Here is a 24,690-nt window from a genome sequence, read left to right as displayed (position 1 = left end):
CCGGGGGAGGGGCACGGTCGCGTCCGGGCCCGGGGCCCGGCCGCGTCAGGACAGCCTGGTGTCGCGGCCGACCTTCTCCCAGGCGGTGACGTCGGCGCGGACCTGGTCGAGGTGGGCGAGGATCGTGTCGATGGAGTCGTCGCCCAGCGCGAGCCGGAGCGGGGTCTCGTCCGCTTCGAGCGCCCGGACGACCGCCGCCACGGCCTTCGCCGGGTCGCCGGCCTGGGTGCCGCCGCCGGTCTCGACGAACGCGCGGGTCGCGCCGACGGTGTCGGCGTAGTCGGCGATGCCGTCACCGCTGAGGCTGTGGTTGCCGAAGAGGCCCGTGCGGAAGGCGCCGGGCTCGACGATCAGCACCTTCACGCCGAGCGGGCCGACCTCGGCCGCCAGCGCCTCCGACATGCCCTCCAGGGCGAACTTGGTGGCGCTGTAGGCGCCGAACCCGGCCATCGACATCTGCCCACCGACACTGCTGAGCTGCACGATCGCGCCGGAACGGCGGGCCCGCATGTGCGGCAGGACGGCCCGGGTGAGGGCGGCCGGGCCGAAGACGTGGACGTCGAAGAGGGACCGCAGCTCGGCGTCGTCCGTCTCCTCGACCGAACCGACGTGGGTGCGGCCCGCGTTGTTGACGAGGACGTCGATGCGTCCGTGGCGCTCGACCGCCGCCGCCACGACCCGGTCGACCGCCGCCGCGTCCGTCACGTCCAGGGCGACCGCGTCCACCTGGTCCGGATGGGCCGCGACCAGGTCGTCCAGCGTCTCGGTGCGGCGGGCGGCGGCGACCACGACGTCGCCGGCCGCGACCGCGACCTCGGCGAAGGCGCGCCCGAAACCGCTGTTGGCGCCCGTGACCAGCCAGACCTTGCTCATGTGCGTACTCCCCCTCGTGGATGCTGCCCGGTGACACAACAAGCTTGCGCCGCAAGGGCTTTGCCCGTCCAAGATCTCCCGTGATAACCCATGGCTATGGATGTGCACGGGCGGGATCTGCGCTACTTCCTCGCGGTGGCCGAGGAGCTCCACTTCACCCGCGCGGCCGAGCGGCTCTACGTCTCGCAGCCCGCGCTCAGCAAACAGATCCGGGCGCTGGAGCGGCAGCTGGGCGCCGCCCTCTTCGACCGCGACCGACAGGGCGTGACCCTCACCTCCGTCGGTACGGCCCTGGTGCCGCACGCCCGCGCCACGATCGCCGCCTGGCAGGAGGGCCACGAGGCCGTACGCCGCGCCCGGGAGGCGTCGGAGAGCACCGTCGTCGTCGGGATGAGCACCAGCCCCGGCCGCGGCGGGCTGCTTCCCGCGATCCGCTCCCGCTTCACCGGGAGCCACCCGGAGGCCCGGCTGAAGCTCCGCCAGGTCGGCTGGGAGGACCCGACGGCCGGTCTCGCCGACGGGAGCAGCGACGTGGCGTTCGTCTGGCTCCCGCTGGCCGGCGCCGACCGCTTCCGCTGGGTCGTGGTGGCCACCGAGCCCCGGCTGGTCGCCCTCCCGGAGTCCCATCCGCTGGCCGCCCGCGCCGCACTGGGCTTCGACGACCTCCTCGACGAGCCCTTCCTCGCCCTGCCGGCCAGCGGCCCCGAACTCCGCGACCACTGGCTGGCCGTGGACGCCCGAGGCGGGCGGCCGCCGGTCGTCGGCGCCGAGATCGCCAGCGCCGACGAGACCTACGAAGCCCTCGTCGGCGGCCTCGGCATCTGCCTGGTCGCCGCCGGCAACGCTCCCCTGCTCACGCGCGACGGCGTCGTCACCCGCCCCGTCCACGGCGTCTCGCCCAGCCGCTTCGCCCTCGCCTGGCGCGCCGACGACACCCGCCCCCTGATCCGCGCGTACGCCCGCGCCGCCTCCGACGTCGTCTCGCAGGCGTCCTGAACTCGCCTCGTGGGAAAGGGGTTCGACTGCGCCCTGAGGGTCGTCCGTAGCCGGCTCGGCCGGCACGGTCCGAAAGGGACGACCTAGTCGCGGACGAACTCGGCCGGTTCGCCGTCCGCGCTCATTCCGTAGACCTGGAGCCGTTCCTTGCCCTGGTACCGGACGATGCGGAGGTTGCTGGAGCCGTTCTCGGCGCAGTCCGAGTCCCAGGTGTCGGGGTCCCGGGTCTCCGGGCCGATGACGAGGAGGGAGCCCGCGCCGCCGACGATGGCCGTGGAGGCGCAGTCGACGTCGTCGGCGAGGAGGTTCCCCTGGTCGTCCATGCGCGGGTACGACTGCTCGAAGCGGACGAGCGGTGCGCCGACCGGGCCCTGGGTGACGATGAGCCGGTAGGACCAGCGGTCGGGTTGGGGCTGGGTCAGCGTGTCGGGGGCCTGCTTCCAGGTGCCGACATAGGCGGCGGGGACCACGTCCGTGCCGGCCTCGACCCGGCGGAAGGTGCCCTTCGCGACGCCGGATCCCCACTCGACGACGTCGGTCGAGCGCAGCGTGAGGGTCTGGCGGGCCGCCGGGGTGCAGCGCTGGGCGGGGACGCTCGCGGTGATCTCCGCCTCGCCGAGGACGAGTTCGCCGTCGGTGGCGGAGACCAGGGTGGCCCGGCCGATGCACAGCTGTTCCCCGGTGACGTGGGTGTAGACGGCGGCCCTGGCCCCGGCGGGGCCCTGGGTGACCTCGATCCTGCGGGTCTCGTACGGGACGTCGGCGGAGCCCTTGAGGACGCCCTCCCAGGCGCCGAGGAAGGTGGCCGGGACGATCCCGGGCGCGGTGCCTCCGGTGCCGCCGCCGTTCTTCTGGCCGCCCGAGGTGCCCGTGGCGCCGGGGGAGTCGCCGCGGGGCCAGTACGTGAAGGCGACGCCCGCCGCCGCGGCGACCGCGAGGGCCGTGACGGCGGCGAGCAGGGCGGTGCGGCCCCGCCGCCGGGGCGCGGCGGCCGCGGGGGTGGTCGCGGACGTGCCCGCACCGGCCGGGGCGGTGGGCGGGGGAGTCTCGGACGCCGGGGCGCTGCCCTCGGCCTCCAGGAGCCGGGCCGCGTGGCGGCCGATGGGGGCGAGGACGTCCGCGGGGAGCCAGGGGTCGGCGATCGGGAGGGTCTCGGCGATCTCCGCCGCCGACGGACGGGCCTCCGGATCCTTGGCGAGGCAGGCGCGGATCAGTCCGGAGAGCTCGGGCGGGAGGTCCTTCAGGTCGGGTTCGTCGTGGGCGATGCGGAACATGGTCGCGTGCACGCCGCTGTCCGCCGTCCCGAACGGGGCCCGGCCGGTCGCCGCGTAGACGAGCACCGAGCCGAGGCAGAAGACGTCCGACGCCGGCGTGAGGTGCTCGCCGCGCACCTGCTCGGGTGACATGAAGCCGGGCGAGCCGACGACGGCCCCGGTGCTGGTCAGGCCGCCGCCTTCGGCGACCGTGTCGACGGCGCGGGCGATGCCGAAGTCGATGACCCGGGGGCCGTCGACGGTCAGCAGCACGTTGGAGGGCTTGAGGTCGCGGTGGACGAGCCCGGCGGCGTGGATGTGGACGAGGGCGCGGGCGAGACCCGAGGCCAGCGACCGCACGGTCGTCGGCGGGAGCGGTCCGAACTCGTCGCCCACGACGGTCCGCAGCGACGGCCCCGGGACGTATCCGATCGCCACCCACGGCGACTCGGCGGCCGTGTCCGAGCCCAGGACGGGGGCGGTGCCCGTGCCCCCGACCCGCTCCAGCGCGGCGACCTCGCGGGCGAACCGGCGCCGGAACTCGTCCTGGGCGGCCAGCTCCGCGTGCACCACCTTCACCGCGACCGTCCGCCCGCCCGCCGAACGCGCCAGGAACACCCGGCCCATACCCCCGACCCCGAGGCGGCCGATCAGTCGGAACGGGCCGATGCCGACCGGGTCTTCCGCGTTCAATGGCTCCACGTCGTCAGAGCATGCCAGACGGGACCTCAGCCGTCTCCGCAGATCCGCAGCCCCTTCGGGGTGGCGCAGGGCAGGTGGCCGTGGGCCAGGACGACGTCCTGTCCGCCGCCCCGGCCGAGGTAGGTGAGGAAGCTGGTGGTCAGGGAGTCGGCCGACGGCCGCCCCCAGGTGTAGGCGTACTCGATCTCCCGGTACGGGTAGCCGGACGTCCCGATCTCGTCCACCACCGGCCGCCGCCCGTCGACGGCCACCCGGTGCAGGCCCTTGCGGCCCTCGCTCGCGCGGAGCTCGACGTAGCCGATGGCGCCGGGGAGCCTGGCCACGGCGGACAGGACCTGTTCGGTGGAGTCGAGTTCGCAGCGGACCACCTTCGCCTCCGGGTCGTCGCGCGTCACGCAGTCCTGGGAGGAGTTCGCCGGCTCGTTGCGGCCCAGCACCCGGCGCTGGAACACCTGCCGGGTCCCGGAGCCGGCGTCCCGGCTCACCAGCAGCACCGGCCGGTCGAGCCCGGGGACGATCTCGCCCCAGTCGGCGATCTCGCCCCGGTACAGCCGCCGGATCTGGTCCCGGGTGAGATCGTCGACGGGTATCCCGTCGTTCAGGACGAGGGTGAAGAGGGAGACGGCGACCATGCTCTCCCGCAGCTCCGGGTAGCCGCCCGGCTTGCGCCCGTCCGACAGGGCGACGACGGCGGGCGACCCCCCCCCGGGGGACCTGGCCCCGGCCTCGGCCAGCGCCCGTATCCCGGCGGTCGAACCGTGCGCGTCCACGATCACCGTCGAGCCCTCGCAGTCCCGCTGGTACTTCTCCGCGGCCTCCCGCACGGCCGGCGCGAAGGCCGTCGAGCCCGTGACGGTGAGGGTGCCCCGGGCGCAGCCGATCGGCGGCGGCGTCCGCTCCCGGACGATGATCGCGGCGAGGGCCACGACGCAGGCGGTGAGGATGATCGTGACGGTCCGCGCGGCCCGGCTGAAGACGGGTGCCTTGTCGTCCGGGGTGGTGCTGTGGTTGACGTGGACGTGGCCCTCGGCGATGTTCCCGTCGACGGAGACCGGACCGCCGATGGGTCCGCCGGTCAGCAGGACGAGCAGTTTGTAGTGGGCGCCCCGGTTGAGCGGGACCTTGGGCAGCAGGATGGTGGTGGAGCCCTCCGCCGGGCCCTGCCAGTCGGCGGGGAAGTGGCTCAGCAGCCGGGGGTGCTCCGGCGCGGTCACCACGACCGCCTTCACCCGCCGCCCGTCGAACTCCACCGTCAGCCCGTGGTCGTCGCCGTCCGTGTAGTGCTCGCGGGTCAGGGCGAGCGCCCCGTCGTTCTCGATCCGGAGCAGGACGAGGGTGGCGTCCGCCAGGTCCGGGCTGGCGTTGAAGTACCCGCGCCGGACCGCCGCGCCGGCCCCCGAGGCCCCGGCGACGGCCCGGTTCGCCGCGCCGTCGCCGATGGCCGTGTCGAGCTGGACGCGGTAGCCGATCCGCCGCTGGTGCGGCACCCGGCGCTCGTACCAGACGGCGCCGGCCGAGACGAGGACGCCGAGCAGCGCGGTGACCACGGCGATGAGGTTCTCAGCGGTGAGCCAGTCCACCGTCGCGACGGTACGGACGTGTGTGCGGTCGCGTGGGACACGTCGCGGCCCGCCACCTGGAGTTCTCCCTTCCGTCAGTGGAACCCCGGCCCGTCGTGCGCGGGTGGGTCACCAGAGTTGCCGGGGGTGTGGAGCGTGGGTGTAATGGCGACGAGGGGGCCTTCCGTCTGAGGAGTACCCCATGCGTGTCGTCGAAGTGACCGCCTACGGCGGACCCGAGGTCCTCAGAATGGCCCGCCGGCCCGAACCGGAGGCCGGGGACGTCCCCGGCCGGGTGCGGGTCCGTCTCAAAGCGGCGGGCGTGAACCAGGCCGACCTGCGCATCCGCGCCGGTCACTACGCCGACGCCGTCGGCGCTCTCACTCCTCCCTTCGTGCTGGGGACGGACTTCGCGGGCAAGCTGCTCGATCCCGTGCCGGGCCTGGAGCCCGGGGCCCGAGTGGCCGGTTTCGTGCCCTGGTACACGGAGCTGACGGGCGAGGGCACCTACGCGGAGATCGTGCGGGTCGCCCCGGAGTGGCTGGCCCCGGTCCCGGACGACGTGGAGTTCACGGTCGCCGCCTCCCTCCCCCTGGCCTCCGCCACGGCGCAGCAGGGGCTCGACCGCCTCACGCTCGCGCCGGGCGCGACCCTGCTCGTGACCGGCGCCAGCGCGGTGGTGGGCCGCCTGGCCGTCCAGTACGCCTCGGCCGCCGGCCTGCGGGTGGTGGCCGTCGTCCACGAGGGCGACGAGAGCGAACTGAGGGTCCTCGGCGCCGACCACGTCATCACCCGCGGCACCCCGGAGGAGGTCGTCGCCAAGGTGCTCGAAGGCGACCCGGACCGGGTCCACGCGATCTTCGACGGCGCCCTGGTCGGCGAGGCGCTCCTCCCGGTGCTGAGGGACGACGGCGTCTTCCTCGCCCTCGCCCCCGACCGGGTCCCGGTCCCCGAGCGGGACATCCGCGTCGAGACCGTCCGGGCCCAGCCGGACGTCGTCCGGCTCAAGGAGAGCCTGCAGAAGGTCGCGGACCGTGAGCTGACCACCCGCGTGGCCGACGTCATGCCCCTGGAGGAGGCCGCCGAGGCCCACCGCAGGGCGGAGGCGGGTCACCGGCCCGGCCGCATCATCCTGATGATCTGAGCCGCCGCCGAGCGGACGGGAAGCCGCCTTCCCGGTCCGCCACCCTGCTCGCCGGGCGTCCTCGGACGGGCCGGCGGGCAGGGCCGTCTACGCCCGTCCGCCCCGACCCTCTCCGGCCCGCCCCTCTCCACCCCGACCTTCCCCGGTCCGACCCTGCCCGCCCAGCCCCTCCCCGTCCGCCCACGCGGTGAGCGCGGCCGCGATCTCCCGCGGCCGGTCCTCCGGGGCCTGATGCCCGGCGGGGCCGCAGGCGGTCGTCGTGAGCGCGGCTATGTTCTCGGCGCACCAGGCCGCCGCCGGGGCGTCGATCATCAGCGTCGGCGAGTCCGAGAAGGTCAGCAGCAGCTTCGGGACCTCGGTGGAGGCCCCCAGCCACGTGCCGTACGCCTCGATGCGGGCGACCACCTCGGCCGGCTCCCGTCCCAGCGGCATCGCGCGCGCCCACTCCAGCATCGGCCGCCGGGACTCCGGTGTCGGGTACGGCGCCCGGTAGACGTCGTGGTCGGCCGTGCCGAGCCCCGTCACCACGGTGTGGGCGAACGAGTCCTCGATGAAGAGGTTCTCCTCCAGGACCATGCGCTCGCCGACCCCCGGGGTGCGGAACGCCTCCCAGCGACCCCGAGCCTTCTCGGGGAACTCCTCCCAGCCCATCGGGCGCAGGATCGTCTCCATGAACGCCACTCCCCGCACCCGCTCCGGGTGCCGGGCGGCCCAGTCGAAGGCGAGCGATCCGCCCCAGTCGATGCCGACGAACACCACCTCGTCGAGCCCCATCGCCTCGATCCACGCCCCCAGGTACCGCGCCTGGTCGGCGTAGTCGTAGGCGACGTCCGGCTTCCCCGAGCGCCCCATCCCGATCAGGTCCGGTGCGAGCAGCCGCCGCCCGCCGCCGACGGCCGGCAGGACGTGCCGCCAGAGGTGGGAGGAGGTCGGGTTGCCGTGCAGGAGGACGAAGGGAGTGCCGGTTCCTTCGCGGGACTCGTAGTACATCGTCGAATCGAGGACGTCGATCACGGGCATGGCGTTCGCTCCTCTAACGTTCACATTACTAATGTTCGCGGCACTAACGTTCGTGCCACGAATGAAGTTATATCGTTCGTGCCACTAACGCAACGGGTAATCTGCGCGGCATGACCGAGCACTCGCCGGAGACCCCGGAGACCCCGGAGCGCCTCCGCGCCCTCCCCAGCCGCCTCCTCGCCCTCACCGCCGCCCGGGCCGACCGCCTCGTCAGCGCCGGCCTCGCCGCCGAGGACGCCCGCAAGTGGCACTACGCGGCCCTGGTCTCGCTCGACGAGCACGGGTCCGCCAGTCAGGCCGACCTCAGCCGCCGCACCGGCATCCACCGCAGTGACCTGGTCTCCGTCATCAACGAACTCGTCGACCAGGGGCACGTGGAGCGGACTCCCGACCCGGCCGACCGCCGACGCAACGTCATCACCCTGACCGCGCGCGGCCGCAGCCATCTCGAACGGCTCGACAAGGTCCTCGTCGACGCCCAGGACGAGCTGATGGGACCGCTCACCGTCGCCGAACGGGCCCTCCTCGCCGCGCTGTTGGAGCGACTCCTCGACCGCTGAGGCAAGTGGAACCCCAACTGTCACAATGTCTGGTCCAGACCTTGACAGGTCCAGACCAATCGCGCTTCGCTAGGGCCGCCCGGACCCCCACCCGGAAGGACCCGCGCATGAAGCGCAGACTCGTCACCCTGTTCGCCGCCCTCTGTACGGCGGTCGGACTCGCCGTACTCCTCCCCAACGCCCCGGCCGGCGCGGCCCCCGCCTGCGTCGCCGCCTGGAACTCGGGCAGCGTCTACACCGGCGGCATGACCGCCTCGTACAACGGCCACAACTGGTACGCGAAGTGGTGGACCCAGAACGAGCGCCCCGGCTCCTCCGACGTCTGGCGTGACGAGGGCGGCTGCGGCGGCGGTGGCGGCACGGACCCGAACCCCTCCGGATTCGTCGTCTCCGAGGCCCAGTTCAACCAGATGTTCCCGAACCGGAACCCCTTCTACACGTACGCCGGCCTCACCGCGGCCCTCAAGTCCTACCCGGCGTTCGCCAACACCGGCAGCGACACGGTGAAGAAGCAGGAGGCCGCGGCCTTCCTCGCCAACGTCTCCCACGAGACCGGCGGCCTCTACTACATCGTCGAGCAGAACACCGCCAACTACCCCCACTACTGCGACACGAGCCAGCCCTACGGCTGCCCCGCCGGCCAGGCCGCCTACTACGGCCGCGGCCCCATCCAGCTCTCCTGGAACTTCAACTACAAGGCCGCCGGCGACTCCCTCGGCATCGACCTGCTCAACAACCCCTGGCGGGTCGAGCGCGAGCCGGCCGTCGCCATGATGACCGGCCTCTGGTACTGGAACACCCAGAGCGGCCCCGGCACCATGACCGGCCACAACGCCATGGTCAACGGCGCCGGCTTCGGCCAGACCATCCGCTCCATCAACGGCTCCCTGGAGTGCGACGGCCGCAACCCGGCCCAGGTCCAGAGCCGCGTCACCAAGTACCAGCAGTTCACCCAGATCCTCGGCGTCCCCACGGGCGCGAACCTGTACTGCTAGGGATCGCCCCGAAGCGCCGTCCGCCCTCGCCTCCGTGCGACGGCGGACGGCGCGTTCGTGCTTTCTCGGCCACCCGGGTCAGGGCCGGGGCGGCGGCCCGGATTCCCGCTTCACCCCTGGGGCGCGGCAGACGCCCGGTCGCCCTCCCCGACCGCCTCCAGGGCCGCCGACAGCCGCTCCAGGACCCGTACCGTCTCGTCGAAGGCGTCCTGGCCGCCCAGTTCCCGGACGAGCTGGGCGGCGAGCTCGGCGTGGCCCGGGTCGATGCGGTGGACGGCCGCCCGGCCGGCCTCCGTGGGGGCCAGCAGCTTGGCGCGGCGGTGGGCGGGGTTCGGCTCGTAGGCGGCGAGTCCGTCGCGGACGAGCAGGTCGGCGATCCGCTGGACGCTCTGGCGGGTGATGCCCATGACCCGGGCGATCCCGGCGACCGGGAGGGGCTCGGGGAGCACGGCCCCGAGGACCTGCCACCAGGCGGCGGTGAGCCCCGCCGGCTCGGCCAGTTTCTCGGACACGGCGAGGAACTGGCCGTTGAGGCGGAAGACGCCCAGGGCCGTACGGGAGAGGGCGTCCTGCTGTTCACGGCTCATGTGCGCTCCTCAGCCGTTCAGTTCGGCGAAGGCGGCCGGGTCGGAGTGCTGGAAGAGCCGGTACCAGGCGTCCCGCTTGCCCTCGTACGCGCCGAGGCGGGCGAAGATCTCGCGGGCGAAGGCGACCGGCTCCGTCGGGCCCGCGGTGATGAGGTCGCCGTCGCGCACGGCGTCCGCGTCGACGTAGTGCTCGCCGCCCTTGTAGCCGGTGGCGGCGAGGTAGAAGGAGACCGCGCCGGTGTGGGAGCGGTCGTCGAGGAGGCCCTCCTTCGCCAGACCGGCCGTGGCGCCGCAGATCGCGGCGACCGGGACCCCGGCGTCGAGGAAGGCGCGGGCCTTGGCGGTGAAGGGGGTGAGCTCGTCGCCCTCGTCGTACTTCTCGGCGCCCGGGAGGATCAGCAGGGCGCTGTCGTCCGGGGTGAGGTCGGCGAGTGCGAGGTCGGGGACGATCCGGACGCCGGCGATCGTGGTGACGGGTTCTCCGGCGGCCGGGCCGACGGTCCTGATCGTGTATCCGGCGCGGGCGAGCCAGGCCGTGGCGTGGCCGGTCTCCCAGTCGGCGAGGGTGTCGTAGACGGCGAGGTGGACGGTCGTGGATCCCTTGGCTTCCATGACAGAAGACTGTCATGTCGACAGCATGCTGTCAACAATGTCGGGGTGGACGCCCGCGGGAAAACAACGTGTCGCGTCCGCCCCGGTCTCGGTGGACAAGATGGCCATGGCCCGCCCCACCTGCGGTTCCTTACCCTCGACCCCATGACCCCTCATGTCATCGAACCCGATCCCCAGGCCGGCGCGGCCGTCAAGGCCGCCGACCGCGCGCACGTGTTCCACTCCTGGTCCGCCCAGGGCCTGATCGACCCGCTCGCCGTCGCCGGCGCCGAGGGTTCGTACTTCTGGGACTACGACGGCAACCGCTACCTCGACTTCACCAGCGGCCTCGTCTACACGAACATCGGCTACCAGCACCCCAAGGTGGTCGCCGCCATCCAGGAGCAGGCCGGGAAGCTCGCGACCTTCGCGCCCGCCTTCGCCGTCGACGTCCGCTCCGAGGCCGCACGCCTCATCGCCGAGCGCACCCCGGGCGACCTGGACAAGATCTTCTTCACCAACGGCGGCGCCGAGGCCGTCGAGAACGCCGTCCGCATGGCCCGGCTGCACACCGGCCGCACGAAGGTGCTCTCCGCCTACCGCTCGTACCACGGCGCCACCTCCACCGCGATCAACCTGACCGGCGACCCGCGCCGCTGGGCCTCCGACAACGGCTCCGCCGGCGTCGTGCGCTTCTGGGCGCCCTTCCTCTACCGCTCGCCCTTCTACGCCACGACCGAGGCCGAGGAGTGCGCCCGCGCCCTCCAGCACCTCGAGGACACGATCGCCTTCGAGGGTCCGGCGACCATCGCCGCGATCATCCTGGAGACCGTCCCCGGCACCGCCGGCATCATGACCCCGCCGCCCGGCTACCTCGCCGGCGTCCGCGAGATCTGCGACACGTACGGCATCGTCTTCGTCCTCGACGAGGTCATGGCCGGCTTCGGCCGCACCGGCAAGTGGTTCGCCGCCGAGCACTTCGACGTCGTGCCCGACCTGATGACCTTCGCCAAGGGCGTGAACTCCGGCTACGTGCCCCTCGGCGGCGTCGCCATCAACGCCGAGATCGCCGCCACCTTCGACAAGCGGCCGTACCCGGGCGGACTCACCTACTCCGGCCACCCGCTCGCCTGCGCCGCGGCCGTCGCCACCATCCAGGTGATGGAGGACGAGAAGGTCGTCGAGAACGCCGCCCACATCGGCGAGACCGTCCTCGGCCCCGGCCTGCGCGAGCTCGCCGAGCGCCACCCCTCGGTCGGCGAGGTCCGCGGCATGGGCGTCTTCTGGGCACTCGACCTGGTCAAGAACCGCGAGACGCGCGAGCCGCTCGTCCCGTACAACGCCGCCGGCGAGGCCAACGCGCCGATGGCCGCCTTCGGCGCCGCGGCGAAGAAGCAGGGCCTGTGGCCCTTCGTGAACATGAACCGCACGCACGCCGTTCCCGCCTGCAACGTCTCCGAGGCGGAGGCCAAGGAGGGCCTGGCGGCGCTGGACGCGGCGCTCTCGGTGGCCGACGAGCACACCGCGTAACCGCAGGACGAGGAGGTTTCCTCCGTCTGGACTAGGGTGTCCCGAAACCTGACGGAGGGGGCCGACCACGATGCCCGCGAGCGGAGCTGTCACCCGCAACACCTTGCGACAGCAGATCGCGGACGCGCTGCGTGACGAGGTGCTCGCGGGCCGTCTCCAGCCCGGCGAGGAATTCACCGTCAAGCAGATCGCGGAGCAGTACGGGGTGTCGGCGACGCCCGTCCGCGAGGCCCTCGTCGACCTCTGCGCGCAGGGGCTCCTCGACTCCGACCAGCACCGCGGCTTCCGCGTCCACCAGTACTCGGTCGACGACTACCGGGGCATGGTCGAGGCCCGGATGCTCGTCGTCGACGGCATCTTCCGCCGCAACAAACCCGTCCTCACCCCCCTCCCGCCGTCCTCCGCGACGGAGCCGGACCTCGGCGTCGGGGTCGCGCTCGTCTCCGTACGGCGCCGGGGCGAGGCGGCGGCCCGCGCGGCCCGCGCCGGCGACCTCGACATCCTCATCGGCTACGACATCCGGTACTGGCGCGAGCTGGGCCGGCTCGTCGCCGCCAACGCCTACATCGCCGACTTCCTGCACCGGCTGCGCGTCCAGGCATGGGTCTTCTCCGTGCCCTACCTGCGCTCCGAGCGGGACCTCCTCGGCTGGCTGTGGGGCGGGCACGTGGAGCTCGTGGACGCGATCACGCGCGGCGACGCCGCGGCGGCCGTCGAGGTCGTCCGGGCCTACAACGCGCACGCGCTGGAGTGGGCGGACCGCCTGGAATCACGGGCGCGGTGACGGCGCCCGGCGGAGGGGCGCGCCGGACCGAAGCGCGCCGGGGCGGGTTGAGGCCGGGCCTCCGGGGGCAGTTCCTCAGCGGGTGGGCGTGGCCGGCTGCGCCGACTACCCTGGCCGTCCCTGCAACTGACGGAGAGCGAGCCTCCCTTGGCCTGTGACCTGTGGCTGGTCCCCCTCGTCGACGTGCTGTGCCACAGCCCCGACAACCCCTTCGCCGAAGAGATAGCCGTCTTCGACGCCGTACTCAGCGCGTCCGGTCTGCCGACCGTGCCCGTCTACGCGTACATGCCGGGGCTCACCGGGGACGTCGCCCCGGTCGCGGGCTTCGACTACGAGGCCCTGCACTTCCTGCGGCGCGCGTACCTGCTGCAGATGTGCGGGCTGCCGGTCGAGCCGGTCGGCGAGCTCGGCGGGGACTACGAGCAGCTCCTGGAGATGTTCGAGGCGACCGCCCAGCAGTCCCACCTGGTCTGGCACTACGACCACGCGGGCGCGTACGTGCCGGTCGACTTCCCGGCCCCGCTCACCACCGACGAGCTCCTGGAGGGCGGCGGCCCGCTCGGCTCCTCGTACGGGCTGCTGCGGGAGCTGGAGTTCGTGGCGCCCTCGATCGGCATCGACCCGGCGAACCCGCCGGCCGCCCCGGTGCCGCCGGAGCGGCCCACCGCCCTGGAGGAGCCGGCCGCCCCCGTCCCGCACGACGGCAGTCCCTTCGCCCGGGAGCGCCACGTGTGGCTGGGGCTGCACGCGGCGGCGACGCGGAGCCTGGCCCAGGGCTCGATGATCATCCTGAGCTGAGTCCGGGGCCGCGCCCCGGGGCCCGGAAGCCCTCGGGAACCCGAAGCCCTCGGGGACCGGGCCCCGGCGGGCCCCCGGGACTGCCCCCTGGCGGCCCCGGCCGCCCCGGCCCCCTCCGGACACTCCCTAGCGGGTCTCCGGGGGGCGCTGGCGCGGCATGTTCGGGCGGGTGCCCGGCGGGAGGGGGAACCGGCCCGAGGGGTGGTGGCTCTCGGCCCGCGCGGGCACGACGCCCACCGACTGGAGGGCCAGCGGCGCCGGGCCCGAACGGAACTCGACCATCCAGTCCGCGGTCTCCGCCCGGACGAGCTCCGTCACGTCCTCCGAGAAGCGGCGCAGGACGCCGAGACACCGCTCGGCGGCCTCGCTCGCGGTGCCCTCCGTGGGCCCCAGGACCTCCCGGACGCTCTCCGACGCCCAGTCGAACTGGAGCGCCTGGAGACGGCGCTGCACGGCCTGCGCGGTGGCGACGTCCCTTATCCACCCCGAGGTGAGACCGAAGTACCGGTCGCACGCCAGGCAGGCGGCGCCGAGCAGCAGCGACAGATAGCCCCAGCCCGCGGTGCCCGCGGCCACCCCGGTCAGGTCGAGCAGCGGCAGCGCGGCGCCCGCGATCACCCCGGCCGCCGTCCCGAGGCGCAGCGCCCGGGCGCAGCGGCGCTTCCACACGCGGTCCGACAGGTACCACTCGGCGGTGCGCAGGGCGTTGGACTCCACCCAGCGGTACAGCTCGTCGAGCCGTTCGGCCGGCTCACCCCAGTCGCCCAGGGGGAAGGGCGTAGCGGTCAGATCGCGGTGGACGTCGCCGCCCGGGGGTCCCGGTGGCTGCATCTCCGGCTGCTGGCTCACCGGGGGACTCCTCTGTTCAGCTCAGCGCTCATGTCCTTCTGTGACGTGCGGTGCACGTGGTGCCTGCCCTTCCTACCGCCGAATGGTGGGCGGTGGGCCCGGAATCCCGGGATTTCCGTCCGCAAGAGGGTGTTGATCAGGTAGAGGAGGCCGCAGTTTCTCACCCGAAAGAGTGATGGAGGCAGGGCGGGCGGCGAGCACGTAGGCTCGGCGTACCGACACATACGGACGTACCGACCCTCAGGAGTGACCGTGATCCCCGGTGGTGGCCAGCCCAACATGCAGCAGCTTCTCCAGCAGGCCCAGAAGATGCAGCAGGACCTCGCCCGGGCGCAGCAGGAGCTGGCGGCGACCGAGGTCGACGGCCAGGCGGGCGGCGGCCTCGTGAAGGCGACCGTCACGGGCTCCGGCGAGCTGCGCGGCCTGGTGATCGACCCGAAGGCGGTCGACCCGGAGGACACCGAGACGCTGGCCGACCTGATCGTCGCCGCGGTGCAGGCCGCCAACGACAACGCGCAGCAGCTCCAGCAGGCCAAGCTGGGCCCGCTGGCGCAGGGCATGGGCGGCATGCCGGGCCTGGGCTTCTGAGGCCCGTCTTCCCGGTGGCCGCGACGGGCTTCTAAGGCTCGCTTTCAGCCACTACCGTAAGAAACAAGCACTCCCCCTGGAAGGGCGTTCCGTGTACGAAGGCGTGGTTCAGGAGCTCATCGACGAACTGGGCAGGCTGCCCGGGGTCGGTCCCAAGAGCGCGCAGCGGATCGCCTTCCACATCCTCCAGGCCGAGCCGACGGACGTCCGCCGGCTCGCGCACGCGCTCCTGGAGGTCAAGGAGAAGGTCCGGTTCTGCGAGGTCTGCGGCAACGTGGCGCAGCAGGAGCAGTGCAACATCTGCCGGGACCCGCGGCGCGACCTCACCGTCATCTGCGTGGTCGAGGAGCCGAAGGACGTCGTGGCGATCGAGCGGACGCGCGAGTTCCGGGGCCGGTACCACGTCCTGGGCGGCGCGATCAGCCCGATCGAGGGCGTCGGGCCCGACGACCTGCGGATCCGCGAACTCCTGGCGCGGCTCGCGGACGGGGCCGTCACCGAGCTGATCCTCGCGACCGACCCGAACCTGGAGGGCGAGGCCACCGCGACGTACCTGGCGCGGATGATCAAGCCCATGGGGCTGAAGGTGACCCGGCTCGCGAGCGGTCTGCCCGTCGGCGGCGACCTGGAGTACGCCGACGAGGTCACCCTCGGCCGTGCCTTCGAGGGACGGAGGCTGCTAGATGTATGACGACGACCGGGCCCGGGCCCGTGTGCTCCGACTTGTGCTTCGAGGAAGGCAGCTCGATGTCTGACGCCACACTGCACTCCGTCACGCAGGACCCCGACGACTTCGCGGTCCAGATCTCCGACTCGATCGAGAGCTTCATCGTCGCGACGACCGAGGTCGCCAAGGGCGACGAGCCGGACAGCGCGGTGCCCTTCCTGCTCCTGGAGATCTCCCAGCTGCTCCTGGCGGGCGGCCGGCTGGGCGCGCACGAGGACATCGTCCCGGACGAGCGCTACGAGCCGGACACGGGTCCCGAGCCGGACGTCGACGAGCTGCGCGAGCGGTTCGCGGTGATGCTGGACCCGGTCGACGTCTTCTCGGAGGTCTTCGACCCGTACGAGCCGCGCAAGGCCCCGGTCCCGGCCCGCATCTCGGACAACCTGGCGGACATCGTCACCGACCTCCGGCACGGCCTGGCCCACTACCGGGCCGGCCGCACCAGCGAGGCGCTCTGGTGGTGGCAGTTCTCGTACTTCTCCAACTGGGGCCCGACGGCCTCGGCCACCCTCCGCGCCCTCCAGTCCCTCGTCGCCCACGTCCGCCTCGACCAGCCGCTGGCCGCCCTCGACGGGCTGGACACCGACGAGGACCTCACCGAGGACGACCTCGCCGAGGAGGCGGGCCGCGTGATGCTGGAGGAGATCGCCACCCCGCTCGGCCTGCGCACGCTGAAGAGCTGATCACTCTCCGAGCAGCACATCTCAGGATGTGATATCAAGCCGGTGTTTCCGGGTCGCTCGTTAGACTGAGCCGATCGCAGCGCCGGCTGCGGCACACACTGAGCGAGGAGCGCACGTGGGCCTTGTCGTGCAGAAGTACGGAGGCTCCTCCGTTGCCGATGCCGAAGGCATCAAGCGCGTCGCCAAGCGGATCGTGGACGCCAAGAAGAACGGCCACCAGGTGGTCGTCGTGGTTTCCGCGATGGGCGACACGACGGACGAGCTGATCGATCTCGCCGAGCAGGTATCCCCGATCCCTGCCGGGCGAGAGTTCGACATGCTGCTGACCGCCGGGGAGCGGATCTCCATGGCCCTGCTGGCCATGGCGATCAAAAACCTGGGCCACGAGGCCCAGTCGTTCACGGGCAGCCAGGCCGGTGTCATCACCGACTCGGTCCACAACAAGGCGCGCATCATCGATGTCACGCCGGGCCGGATCCGCACCGCCCTCGACGAGGGCAACATCGCCATCGTCGCCGGCTTCCAGGGCGTGTCCCAGGACAAGAAGGACATCACCACCCTCGGCCGCGGCGGCTCGGACACCACGGCCGTGGCGCTCGCCGCCGCGCTCGACGCCGAGGTCTGCGAGATCTACACCGACGTCGACGGCGTCTTCACCGCCGACCCGCGCGTGGTGAAGAAGGCGAAGAAGATCGACTGGATCTCCTTCGAGGACATGCTGGAGCTCGCCGCCTCCGGCTCCAAGGTGCTGCTGCACCGCTGCGTCGAGTACGCGCGCCGCTACAACATCCCGATCCACGTCCGCTCGTCCTTCTCGGGGCTGCAGGGCACGTGGGTCAGCAACGAACCGCTCTCCGACGCAAAGGACCAGAAGGTGGAGCAGGCCATCATCTCGGGTGTCGCCCACGACACCTCGGAGGCGAAGATCACCGTCGTCGGCGTGCCGGACAAGCCGGGCGAGGCCGCGGCCATCTTCCGCGCCGTCGCGGACGCCGAGATCAACATCGACATGATCGTGCAGAACGTGTCCGCCGCCTCCACCGGCCTCACGGACATCTCCTTCACCCTCCCCAAGGCCGAGGGCCGCAAGGCCATCGACGCCCTGGAGAAGGCGAAGAGCGCGATCGGCTTCGACTCCCTGCGCTACGACGACCAGATCGGCAAGATCTCCCTGGTCGGCGCCGGCATGAAGACCAACCCGGGCGTCACCGCGGACTTCTTCCGCGCGCTGTCCGACGCGGGCGTGAACATCGAGCTCATCTCGACCTCCGAGATCCGCATCTCGGTCGTCACCCGCGCCGACGACGTCAACGAGGCCGTGCGCGCCGTCCACACCGCCTTCGGTCTGGACAGCGACTCGGACGAGGCCGTGGTCTACGGAGGCACCGGCCGATGACCCCGAAGCCGACGCTCGCGGTCGTCGGTGCGACCGGAGCCGTCGGCTCGGTGATGCTCCAGATGCTCACGCACCACGCGGACGTCTGGGGCGAGATACGCCTCCTCGCCTCCCCGCGCTCGGCCGGCCGCAAGGCCGCCGTGCGCGGGGAGGAGTGCGAGATCCTCGCGCTCGACGAGGAGTCCCTCGACGGCGTCGACCTGGCGCTCTTCCTCGCGCCCGAGGCGGTCGCGGCGCAGTGGGCGCCCATCGCCGCCGCCAAGGGCGTCGTCGTCGTGGACACCTCCGCGGCCTTCCGGGCCGATCCCGACGTCCCCCTGGTGGTCCCCGAGACCAACCCGCACGCCGCGCGCGTACGCCCCCGGGGCATCGTCGCGAGCCCCGGCTCGACCACCCTCGCGCTGATCGTCGCCGTGGGCACCCTGCACGCCGAGTTCGGGCTCACCGAACTGGTCGTCACCGCCCAGCAGGCCGCGTCCGGCGCCGGCGCGGGACAGGCCGGCATCGAGGTGCTCCGCGCCCAGCTCGGCCTGGTGGCCGACGCCGGAGACCTGGGCACCCACCCCGGCGACGTACGCCGGGCCGTCGGCGAGGACAACAACGGCCCCTTCCCCGGCCCCCTCGCGCTCAACGTCCTGCCCTGGTCGGGCACGGCCGGCGCCGACGGGGCCTCCTCGGAGGAGGAGCACGTCCGGGACGAGACCCGCAGGATCCTCGGCCTGCCCGGACTGCGGGTCGCCGCCACCTGCGTCCGCGTGCCCGTCGTGACCGGACACTCGGTCTCCGTGCACGCCCGCTTCGAGCACCCCGTGCCGGTCGGACGGGCGCACGAGGTCCTCGCGACCTCGCCCGGCGTCGTGCTGTACGACGACCCCGCGGCCGGCGACTTCCCCACCCCCGCCGACGTCGTCGGCACCGACCCCGCCTGGGTCGGACGGGTCCGGCGCTCCATGGACGACGAGCGCGCGCTCGACTTCTTCGTCTGCGCCGACAACCTGCGCAAGGGGGCCGCCCTGAACGCCCTTCAGATCGCGGAATCGGTTGTCACGGCTTTGTAGGATCTGTGAACGTCCTGTGAGCAAATAGCCGTCAGATCCCTCTTGAACTGCGGTGATGCCGTGGACGAGGATGCTTTTCCCCCCTGTCGCAACCAACGGCCGGGGTGGAGGCGTCTTCGCGTGCACCCACAGCTGTGTGGCGCGGAGCACGCTGTGAAAGCGGGGCACAGGGGGAGAACGGTTAGGCATGAGGACAAACGACTCGCCGTCAAAAAGGGTGGCGTACGCGTACAACCCTGTCGGGGGGACGCGTGTCCAACATGCGTGGCAGAGGTACTCGACATCGCGACCATCGCTCCGCTCCGCGGCGCGGGCACAGCCGTGCTCCCCGTGCGGAGCACCGCCGTGCTGCCCGTCCGGGGCAGCGCCATCGGACCCGTACGCGGCCCCGCGGCCCGCCCGTTCAGGCGGCCGCGCGCGCTCGGCGGGATGCCGGTGATCGCCCCCGTGCCCACAGCACCCCGCGCCACGGGGATCGACGCCATCCCGTCGCCCCGCACGAGCACCGAAGCGGCCGCCGGCACCACCGTCGACCACCTCACCGAGACCTACCGCGCCCACTACCGGTCGCTGCTCGGACTCGCCGCGCTCCTCCTCGACGACACCGCATCCTGCGAGGACGTCGTCCAGGAGGCGTTCATCCGCGTCCACTCGGCCCGCAAGCGCGTCCGCGAGCCCGAGAAGACCCTGGCGTACCTCCGCCAGACCGTCGTGAACCTCTCCCGGTCCGCGCTGCGCCGCCGCATCCTCGGCCTCAAGCTGCTGTCCAAGCCCATGCCGGACATGGCCAGCGCGGAGGAAGGGGCGTACGAGCAGCTGGAGCGCGAGGACCTCATCAAGGCGATGCGCGGACTCCAGCGCCGCCAGCGCGAGGTGCTCGCCCTGCGCTACTTCTCCGACATGACCGAGGCTCAGGTCGCCGAGACGCTGGGGATCTCCCTGGGCTCGGTGAAGGCGTACGGCTCGCGGGGCATCGCCGCGCTGCGCGTCGCGATGGGAGCGACGGCATGACCGAGACCCCCGGCAGGACGCCCGGTGAGGACGGCGGTGACGCTCCCGAGGAGCACGCCGCCCCGGACGAACGCGACAACGTGAGTGGACAGCGCATGGTGAACATCGAGCCCGGGCCCGGCGAGGGCGACGGCGACGACGAACTCGCGCTGCGGCGGCTCTTCCAGGGCGCGGTCTCCGGCCTGGAGCCGTCCGCGGGCTCCCTGGAGCACCTGCGGCGCGCCGTGCCCGCGCGCCGCGCCCGCAAGCGCCAGGCGTTCGTCGGCGCCTGCGCCGCCGCGGTCCTCATCGGCACCGCCGTCCCCGCCTTCGTGCACGTCGCCTCCTCGGGCGGGCTGTCCGCCGCGAACCCCGTGAACGCCGGCCACGGCGAGGACGCCCAGGGCGGCACCGCCGCCGAGAGCGGCGGCGCGGGCGGCCAGGGATCCAAGCCCCCGGCGGGCAGCGTCTCGCCGAGCCAGGGCGCCGACGAAGGCACCGCCGGCAGGGCCGCCGCCGCGGGCGCCGACGGAGGGCCCCGCCAGACCCAGGACGCGAACGGCTCAGCCCCGCCCTGCACCGCCGACCAGCTCGGCGTCACCGGCGAGGGCGCCGACGGCCCGAATGGCGAGGGCCGGGTCCACGGCACCTTCCGCATCGCCAACGTCTCGGCCGCGAGCTGCGTCGTCGACGGCAGCGGGGTCGTCGGATTCGAGGCCAGGGGAGCGGCCGACCCGGGGCGGATCTCGGTGGTCCGGCACACCTCGGGCGACGGCGGCAGCGGCCTGCCGGACCCCTCGCAGGAGTCGTCCTCGCTCCTGCTGAAGCCGAACGGCTCCTACGAGGTGCGGTTCGTCTGGGTGCCCAGCGAGACCTGCCCGACGACCGGGACCACCCCGACGCCGACGCCGACCACCCCGACCGAGCAGCCGACCACGCCGCCGCCGACGGAGCCGCCCCCCACCACCGCCAACCCCACGCCCACCTCGGGCGGGGGAGCAGGCGGCACCGGTACGGGGCCGGGCACCGGCGCCGAGGCGGGCGCGGGCTCGGAGGCGGGCGCCGGAGTCGCGGCCCAGCTGCTCCGCGAGGACGGGCCGGCGGACGGCAGCGTCGTCGTCAGCCACACCGCTGAGCCGGGCGGCCCCACGGCCTCCGCGGTCGTCGCGAACGCCTGCGCCGGCACCATCTACCGGACCGGGATCCTGAGCGGCTCCTGAGCGCCGTCGCGGCCCCGTGGGACCCTTCGGGCCCGGGAAGCCGCTCGGGCCGCCGGGTCCTCCCGGGGCCGCGCGGCCCCGGACCGCGGAACGGGCGGCCCCACAGGACCAGGGCGGCCCCACAGCCCCAGGGCGGTCCTACAGGCCCAGTGCCTCGTCCCGGGACGCCTCGGCCTCGCGGCGCACCAGGCGGAACCACATGAAGACGACGAAGCCCGCGAAGACGAACCACTCCGCCGTGTAGCCGAGGTTCTGGAACGCCTTCGCGTCCAGGCCGGTGCCCGCCGCGGCGGCGGCCGGGACCGGCGTCAGGCCGGCGGGGGAGTCGACGAGGGTGATCCAGGCGTCGTAGACGTCGTCCTGCACCACGTTCACCAGGGACGCCGCGCTGATCATGCCGAGCTGCCCCTCGGGCAGGCCGCCCGCCGTGTGGACGCCCTTCGTGCCCGCCGTCTCCGACGCCTGGAGCGCGCCCACCACCGTGACCTCGCCGGACGGCGGGGCGGGGGCCTCCGCGCCCGTGGGCAGCCAGCCCCGGACCACCGGCAGGGCCCGGCCGCCGTCCGTCCGCAGCAGCGTCAGGACGTACGCGCCGGAGCGGCCGTCCAGCTCGCGGTCGGGGACCAGGAACTGCTCGCCGAACCGGCCGCGCGCCTCCGCGGTGCGGCCCGAGGTCTCGGTGTCCACCGGGAGCAGGGCGGCCAGCGGCTCCGCCTTCCGCGTGCTCGGGGCGGGCCGCTGCTCGGCCTCCTGATGGGAGTCGACGCGGTCCTCGAACTTCCCGAGCTGCCAGGTGCCCATGAAGACGCAGAACGGGATCGCGAGCAGGACGAAGGCGTTGATCCCCCACCAGCGGGGCGTTCTCAGGAACCGGTACACGCCCCCACGGTACGCAAGCGGGCCCGGTCCCCCGTCGGCCGGGTCCCCGAGGAACCGGCCGACGGGCCGTCCGGTCAGGCCGGGCCCGGCACCCCCAGGTGCTTCGCGGCGAAGGCCAGGTCCAGGGCGACCTGCTTGATGCGCTCCTCGACCACCAGCGAGCCGTGCCCCGCGTCGTACCGGTAGACCTCGTGGACCGCGCCCCGGGCCGCGAGGCGGTCCACGTAGTTGTCGATCTGGCGGATCGGGCAGCGCGGGTCGTTGACACCGGCCGACACGTGCACCGGGGCCTTGACCGCGTCGACGTAGGTCAGCGGCGACGAGGCCGCGTACCGCTCGGGCACCTCCTCCGGCGAGCCGCCGAGCAGGGTCCGGTCGAGCGCCTTGAGGGCTTCCATCTCGTCCTCGTACGCCGTGACGTAGTCCGCGACCGGGACCGCCGCCAGGCCGACCGCCCAGTCGTCGGGCTGGGTGCCCAGGCCGAGGAGGGTGAGGTAGCCGCCCCACGAACCGCCCGAGAGGACCAGGCGCGACGGGTCGGCGAGACCGCTCTCCACCGCCCACGCGCGGACCGCCGCGATGTCCTCCAGCTCGATCAGGCCGACGCGGTGCTTGAGCGCGTCGGTCCACTCCCGGCCGTATCCGGTCGAGCCCCGGTAGTTGACCCGGACCACCGCGTATCCGTGGTCCACCCAGGCGGCCGGGCCCGACGCGAAGGCGTCGCTGTCGTGCCAGGTCGGACCGCCGTGCACCTCGAAGACCGTCGGGAAGGGGCCCTCGCCCTCGGCCGGGCGCTGCACGAGCGCGTGGACCCGGCCGCCGGGGCCGTCCACCCACACGTCCTCCACCGGGACCGACGCGGGTGCCTCGGGGCCGGGCGGGTCGAGGACGACGCCGCCGGCCGTGGAGCGCACCACCGGCGGCCGGGCGGCCGAGGACCACAGGTACTCGACGCTGCCGTCGGGCCGGGCCGTCGCGCTCGACACCGAGCCGGCCGGGGTCTCCACCCGGACCAGGGCGCCGGTGGCGATCTCGTACCGCCAGAGCTCGCTGCGGGCCTCGTAGCTGTGCACGATCAGCAGGCCGGAGCCGTCCGGGTACCACTCGGCCGACACGTCGCCCGGCAGGTCGAGACGGAGGTCGGTCTCGGTGCCCGCCGCCACGTCCCAGAGCATCGGCTCCCAGCGGCCGCGGCGCTGGTGGCCGACGAGCAGCCGGGTGTCCCCGGCCACCGGGGCGAAGCCCAGGACGGTGAGCCCCAGCTCCTCCGTGCCGCCCTTGGTGTCGTCGAGCTCGGCCAGCACGCCCGCGTCCGAGGCGCGCAGCACCCGCAGCGCCGAGTGCATCGCGTCGCCGTGCTCGGTGTGCTCGACGACGACCAGCGAGCCGTCGTACGAGAGGTCGCCGACCCCGGCGGACTCCCGGTGCCGGTAGATCTCGACCGGGGCGTCGGCCCCGGGGCGCAGGAGGTGGAGCGTCGAGCCGTCCTCGTCGGTGGAGCGGCCCACCACGAGCGTGCCGTCCCGGCCGATCGCCAGGCCGGCCGGGTAGGACGCGGCGAGGGCGGGCACGGCGGGCTCGTCCGGACCGCCGGCGAAGGGCTGACGCATCCACACGCCGAACTCGTCGCCGTCGGTGTCCGCGAACCACCAGATCCACGCGCCGTCCGGGGACAGCGTGCCGTCCGTCGTGCCGTTCGGCCGGTCGGTGACCTGGCGCTGCGTGCCGGTCGCCCGGTCCCAGGCGTACAGCTCGTACGTCCCCGTCGCGTTGGAGACGAAGAGGCAGCGGTCCGGCGCCTCCTCGGCCCACTCGGGCAGGGAGACGCGCGGGGCGCGGAAGCGCTGCTCCCAGGCGGGGGTCCGGTCGGTGGGCCCGTCGTTCTTGCTCTCAGTCATGGCACCCATGATGCTCCGGGCCGGCGACAATTCGGGTCGCGTCCTCCGCGGCCTGTGGATAACCTCGCCGACATGTACTCTCCGACCCCCGACGACTGGCTCGAGGCCAACCGCGCGCGCTGGGACGAGCGCGTCCCGATCCACGCGGCCAGCGCGTTCTACGACCTCGACGCCTTCCGCGCGGGCAAGGACGCCCTGCGCGACTTCGAGCTCGCGGAGGTCGGCGACGTCACCGGACGCTCCCTGCTGCACCTCCAGTGCCACATCGGCCTCGACACGCTCTCCTGGGCCCGCCACGGCGCCTCCCGCGTCGTGGGCCTGGACTTCTCCGAGCCCGCCGTGGAGACGGCCCGCTCGCTCGCCGCCGACCTGGGCCTGTCGCAGGACCGGGCCGCCTTCGTCGCCGCCGACGCGTACGACGCCGCGGAGGCCGTCCCGGACCGCGCCTACGACATCGTCTACACCGGCAGCGGGGCGCTGTGCTGGCTCCCGGACATCGACCGCTGGGCGGAGACCGCCGCCTCGCTCGTCGCTCCGGGCGGCTTCCTCTACGTGGCCGAGTTCCACCCGCTGACCGACTCGCTCGACGACGAGACGGGCAGCCGGGTCGTGCACGACTACTTCGTCCGCGAGCCGTGGGTGGACACCACGCCGGGGACCTACGCCGAGCTCGACGCCGCGACCGTCCACAACCGCAGCGTGGAGTGGGTGCACCCGGTGGGCGAGGTCGTCACGGCGCTCGCGAGGGCGGGGCTGCGGATCGAGTTCCTGCACGAGCACGACGCGTCGCTGTTCCCGCGCTACGGCGCCCTCCAGCGCCACGACGACGGCTACTACCGCTTCCCCGCGGACCGTCCCCGCATCCCGCTCATGTACTCGGTCAAGGCGTCCCGCCCCGCCTGAGACAGGACGCCCGCCCCGGATGCCGCCGGCTGCCCCGGCCTGCCGGCGGGCGCCGTGCGTGGATCGGTGACGGACCGGCTTCTCCCCGGACGGATTCCCCGGTATGC

The 24,690-nt window shown here is 73.3% G+C and carries 24 protein-coding genes; 15 read left to right on the top strand and 9 right to left on the bottom strand.

The genetic code is table 11. The features are described from left to right. Window positions 1-45: 45 nt before the first annotated feature. Window positions 46-873, bottom strand: coding sequence for an oxidoreductase (locus tag AB0424_RS06845; RefSeq protein WP_366302720.1), 828 nt, complete (start codon window positions 871-873; stop codon window positions 46-48). 90 nt (window positions 874-963) lie between these two features. On the opposite strand from AB0424_RS06845, the gene AB0424_RS06840 reads away from it, so the two are divergent. Further along, window positions 964-1,869, top strand: coding sequence for a LysR substrate-binding domain-containing protein (locus AB0424_RS06840; protein ID WP_366302719.1), 906 nt, complete (start codon window positions 964-966; stop codon window positions 1,867-1,869). Window positions 1,870-1,952: 83 nt separating this feature from the next. Here AB0424_RS06840 and AB0424_RS06835 read toward each other — a convergent pair whose 3' ends face one another. Both AB0424_RS06835 and AB0424_RS06830 read right to left on the bottom strand, forming a co-directional pair. Next, the gene (locus AB0424_RS06835) at window positions 1,953-3,824 is read right to left on the bottom strand and encodes a serine/threonine-protein kinase (protein ID WP_366302718.1); all 1,872 of its coding nucleotides are present in this window, start codon (window positions 3,822-3,824) and stop codon (window positions 1,953-1,955) included. Between the two features lie 26 nt (window positions 3,825-3,850). Further along, the gene (locus AB0424_RS06830) at window positions 3,851-5,404 is read right to left on the bottom strand and encodes a substrate-binding domain-containing protein (RefSeq protein WP_366302717.1); all 1,554 of its coding nucleotides are present in this window, start codon (window positions 5,402-5,404) and stop codon (window positions 3,851-3,853) included. 181 nt (window positions 5,405-5,585) lie between these two features. Here AB0424_RS06830 and AB0424_RS06825 point away from each other — a divergent pair, with 181 nt between their 5' ends. Continuing rightward, a complete protein-coding gene (locus AB0424_RS06825) occupies window positions 5,586-6,527 on the top strand; it encodes an NADP-dependent oxidoreductase (RefSeq protein ID WP_366302716.1) in 942 nt (313 codons plus the stop codon). Between the two features lie 87 nt (window positions 6,528-6,614). On the opposite strand, the gene AB0424_RS06820 is transcribed toward AB0424_RS06825, so the two are convergent. Further along, window positions 6,615-7,547 carry a haloalkane dehalogenase gene (locus tag AB0424_RS06820; RefSeq protein WP_366302715.1) on the bottom strand — a complete coding sequence of 311 codons (933 nt, stop codon included), beginning with the start codon at window positions 7,545-7,547 and terminating at the stop codon, window positions 6,615-6,617. 110 nt (window positions 7,548-7,657) lie between these two features. Between AB0424_RS06820 and AB0424_RS06815 the strand changes: the two genes are divergently transcribed. Continuing rightward, the gene (locus tag AB0424_RS06815; protein ID WP_366302714.1) at window positions 7,658-8,107 is read left to right on the top strand and encodes a MarR family transcriptional regulator; all 450 of its coding nucleotides are present in this window, start codon (window positions 7,658-7,660) and stop codon (window positions 8,105-8,107) included. A gap of 107 nt (window positions 8,108-8,214) precedes the next feature. After that, a complete protein-coding gene (locus tag AB0424_RS06810; protein WP_366302713.1) occupies window positions 8,215-9,102 on the top strand; it encodes a glycoside hydrolase family 19 protein in 888 nt (295 codons plus the stop codon). A gap of 110 nt (window positions 9,103-9,212) precedes the next feature. On the opposite strand, the gene AB0424_RS06805 is transcribed toward AB0424_RS06810, so the two are convergent. Together AB0424_RS06805 and AB0424_RS06800 are read right to left on the bottom strand one after the other, a co-directional pair. Continuing rightward, window positions 9,213-9,689, bottom strand: a complete 477-nt coding sequence (locus AB0424_RS06805) for a MarR family transcriptional regulator (RefSeq protein WP_366302712.1) — start codon at window positions 9,687-9,689, stop codon at window positions 9,213-9,215. Between the two features lie 9 nt (window positions 9,690-9,698). After that, window positions 9,699-10,301 (bottom strand): DJ-1/PfpI family protein, encoded by a 603-nt coding sequence (locus AB0424_RS06800; RefSeq protein WP_366302711.1) that lies wholly within the window; start codon window positions 10,299-10,301, stop codon window positions 9,699-9,701. Window positions 10,302-10,445: 144 nt separating this feature from the next. Here AB0424_RS06800 and AB0424_RS06795 point away from each other — a divergent pair, with 144 nt between their 5' ends. The 3 genes from AB0424_RS06795 to AB0424_RS06785 all read left to right on the top strand — a co-directional run bounded on the left by AB0424_RS06795 (window position 10,446) and on the right by AB0424_RS06785 (window position 13,392). Continuing rightward, window positions 10,446-11,810 carry an aspartate aminotransferase family protein gene (locus AB0424_RS06795; protein ID WP_366302710.1) on the top strand — a complete coding sequence of 455 codons (1,365 nt, stop codon included), beginning with the start codon at window positions 10,446-10,448 and terminating at the stop codon, window positions 11,808-11,810. 70 nt (window positions 11,811-11,880) lie between these two features. Further along, entirely contained in the window at window positions 11,881-12,594 is a 714-nt protein-coding gene (locus tag AB0424_RS06790) for a GntR family transcriptional regulator (RefSeq protein ID WP_366302709.1), read from the top strand. A 147-nt stretch (window positions 12,595-12,741) separates the two neighbouring features. After that, on the top strand, window positions 12,742-13,392 hold the full coding sequence (locus tag AB0424_RS06785; RefSeq protein ID WP_366302708.1) for a hypothetical protein: 651 nt from the start codon (window positions 12,742-12,744) through the stop codon (window positions 13,390-13,392). A gap of 126 nt (window positions 13,393-13,518) precedes the next feature. Here AB0424_RS06785 and AB0424_RS06780 read toward each other — a convergent pair whose 3' ends face one another. Further along, on the bottom strand, window positions 13,519-14,223 hold the full coding sequence (locus AB0424_RS06780) for an SLATT domain-containing protein (RefSeq protein ID WP_366303359.1): 705 nt from the start codon (window positions 14,221-14,223) through the stop codon (window positions 13,519-13,521). A 270-nt stretch (window positions 14,224-14,493) separates the two neighbouring features. On the opposite strand from AB0424_RS06780, the gene AB0424_RS06775 reads away from it, so the two are divergent. The 7 genes from AB0424_RS06775 (at window position 14,494) to AB0424_RS06745 (ending at window position 20,903) form a co-directional block, all read left to right on the top strand. Next, window positions 14,494-14,829: a YbaB/EbfC family nucleoid-associated protein gene (locus AB0424_RS06775; protein WP_015034576.1), complete on the top strand. Its 336-nt coding sequence runs from the start codon at window positions 14,494-14,496 to the stop codon at window positions 14,827-14,829. Window positions 14,830-14,920: 91 nt separating this feature from the next. After that, the gene (gene recR, locus AB0424_RS06770) at window positions 14,921-15,520 is read left to right on the top strand and encodes a recombination mediator RecR (RefSeq protein ID WP_366302707.1); all 600 of its coding nucleotides are present in this window, start codon (window positions 14,921-14,923) and stop codon (window positions 15,518-15,520) included. Window positions 15,521-15,576: 56 nt separating this feature from the next. Continuing rightward, on the top strand, window positions 15,577-16,239 hold the full coding sequence (locus AB0424_RS06765; RefSeq protein WP_366302706.1) for a DUF5063 domain-containing protein: 663 nt from the start codon (window positions 15,577-15,579) through the stop codon (window positions 16,237-16,239). Window positions 16,240-16,354: 115 nt separating this feature from the next. After that, complete coding sequence (locus tag AB0424_RS06760; protein ID WP_366302705.1) at window positions 16,355-17,635, top strand: aspartate kinase; 1,281 nt, start codon at window positions 16,355-16,357, stop codon at window positions 17,633-17,635. Continuing rightward, a complete protein-coding gene (locus AB0424_RS06755) occupies window positions 17,632-18,693 on the top strand; it encodes an aspartate-semialdehyde dehydrogenase (protein WP_366302704.1) in 1,062 nt (353 codons plus the stop codon). Before AB0424_RS06760 ends, AB0424_RS06755 begins: the two co-directional genes overlap by 4 nt. A 264-nt stretch (window positions 18,694-18,957) precedes the next feature. Next, window positions 18,958-19,704 carry a SigE family RNA polymerase sigma factor gene (locus AB0424_RS06750; RefSeq protein WP_366302703.1) on the top strand — a complete coding sequence of 249 codons (747 nt, stop codon included), beginning with the start codon at window positions 18,958-18,960 and terminating at the stop codon, window positions 19,702-19,704. Beyond that, complete coding sequence (locus AB0424_RS06745) at window positions 19,701-20,903, top strand: hypothetical protein (protein ID WP_366302702.1); 1,203 nt, start codon at window positions 19,701-19,703, stop codon at window positions 20,901-20,903. Before AB0424_RS06750 ends, AB0424_RS06745 begins: the two co-directional genes overlap by 4 nt. Before the next feature lie 138 nt (window positions 20,904-21,041). On the opposite strand, the gene AB0424_RS06740 is transcribed toward AB0424_RS06745, so the two are convergent. Both AB0424_RS06740 and AB0424_RS06735 read right to left on the bottom strand, forming a co-directional pair. After that, window positions 21,042-21,782 carry an SURF1 family protein gene (locus AB0424_RS06740; protein ID WP_366302701.1) on the bottom strand — a complete coding sequence of 247 codons (741 nt, stop codon included), beginning with the start codon at window positions 21,780-21,782 and terminating at the stop codon, window positions 21,042-21,044. 74 nt (window positions 21,783-21,856) lie between these two features. Further along, entirely contained in the window at window positions 21,857-23,680 is a 1,824-nt protein-coding gene (locus AB0424_RS06735) for a prolyl oligopeptidase family serine peptidase (RefSeq protein WP_366302700.1), read from the bottom strand. 72 nt (window positions 23,681-23,752) lie between these two features. On the opposite strand from AB0424_RS06735, the gene AB0424_RS06730 reads away from it, so the two are divergent. Continuing rightward, window positions 23,753-24,583 carry a class I SAM-dependent methyltransferase gene (locus tag AB0424_RS06730; protein WP_366302699.1) on the top strand — a complete coding sequence of 277 codons (831 nt, stop codon included), beginning with the start codon at window positions 23,753-23,755 and terminating at the stop codon, window positions 24,581-24,583. Window positions 24,584-24,690: the final 107 nt, after the last annotated feature.

Source organism: Streptomyces sp. NPDC051180, assembly GCF_040689545.1.
Classification (GTDB): Bacteria; Actinomycetota; Actinomycetes; order Streptomycetales; family Streptomycetaceae; genus Streptomyces.
This window is presented reverse-complemented; position numbering and strand designations above follow the sequence as displayed.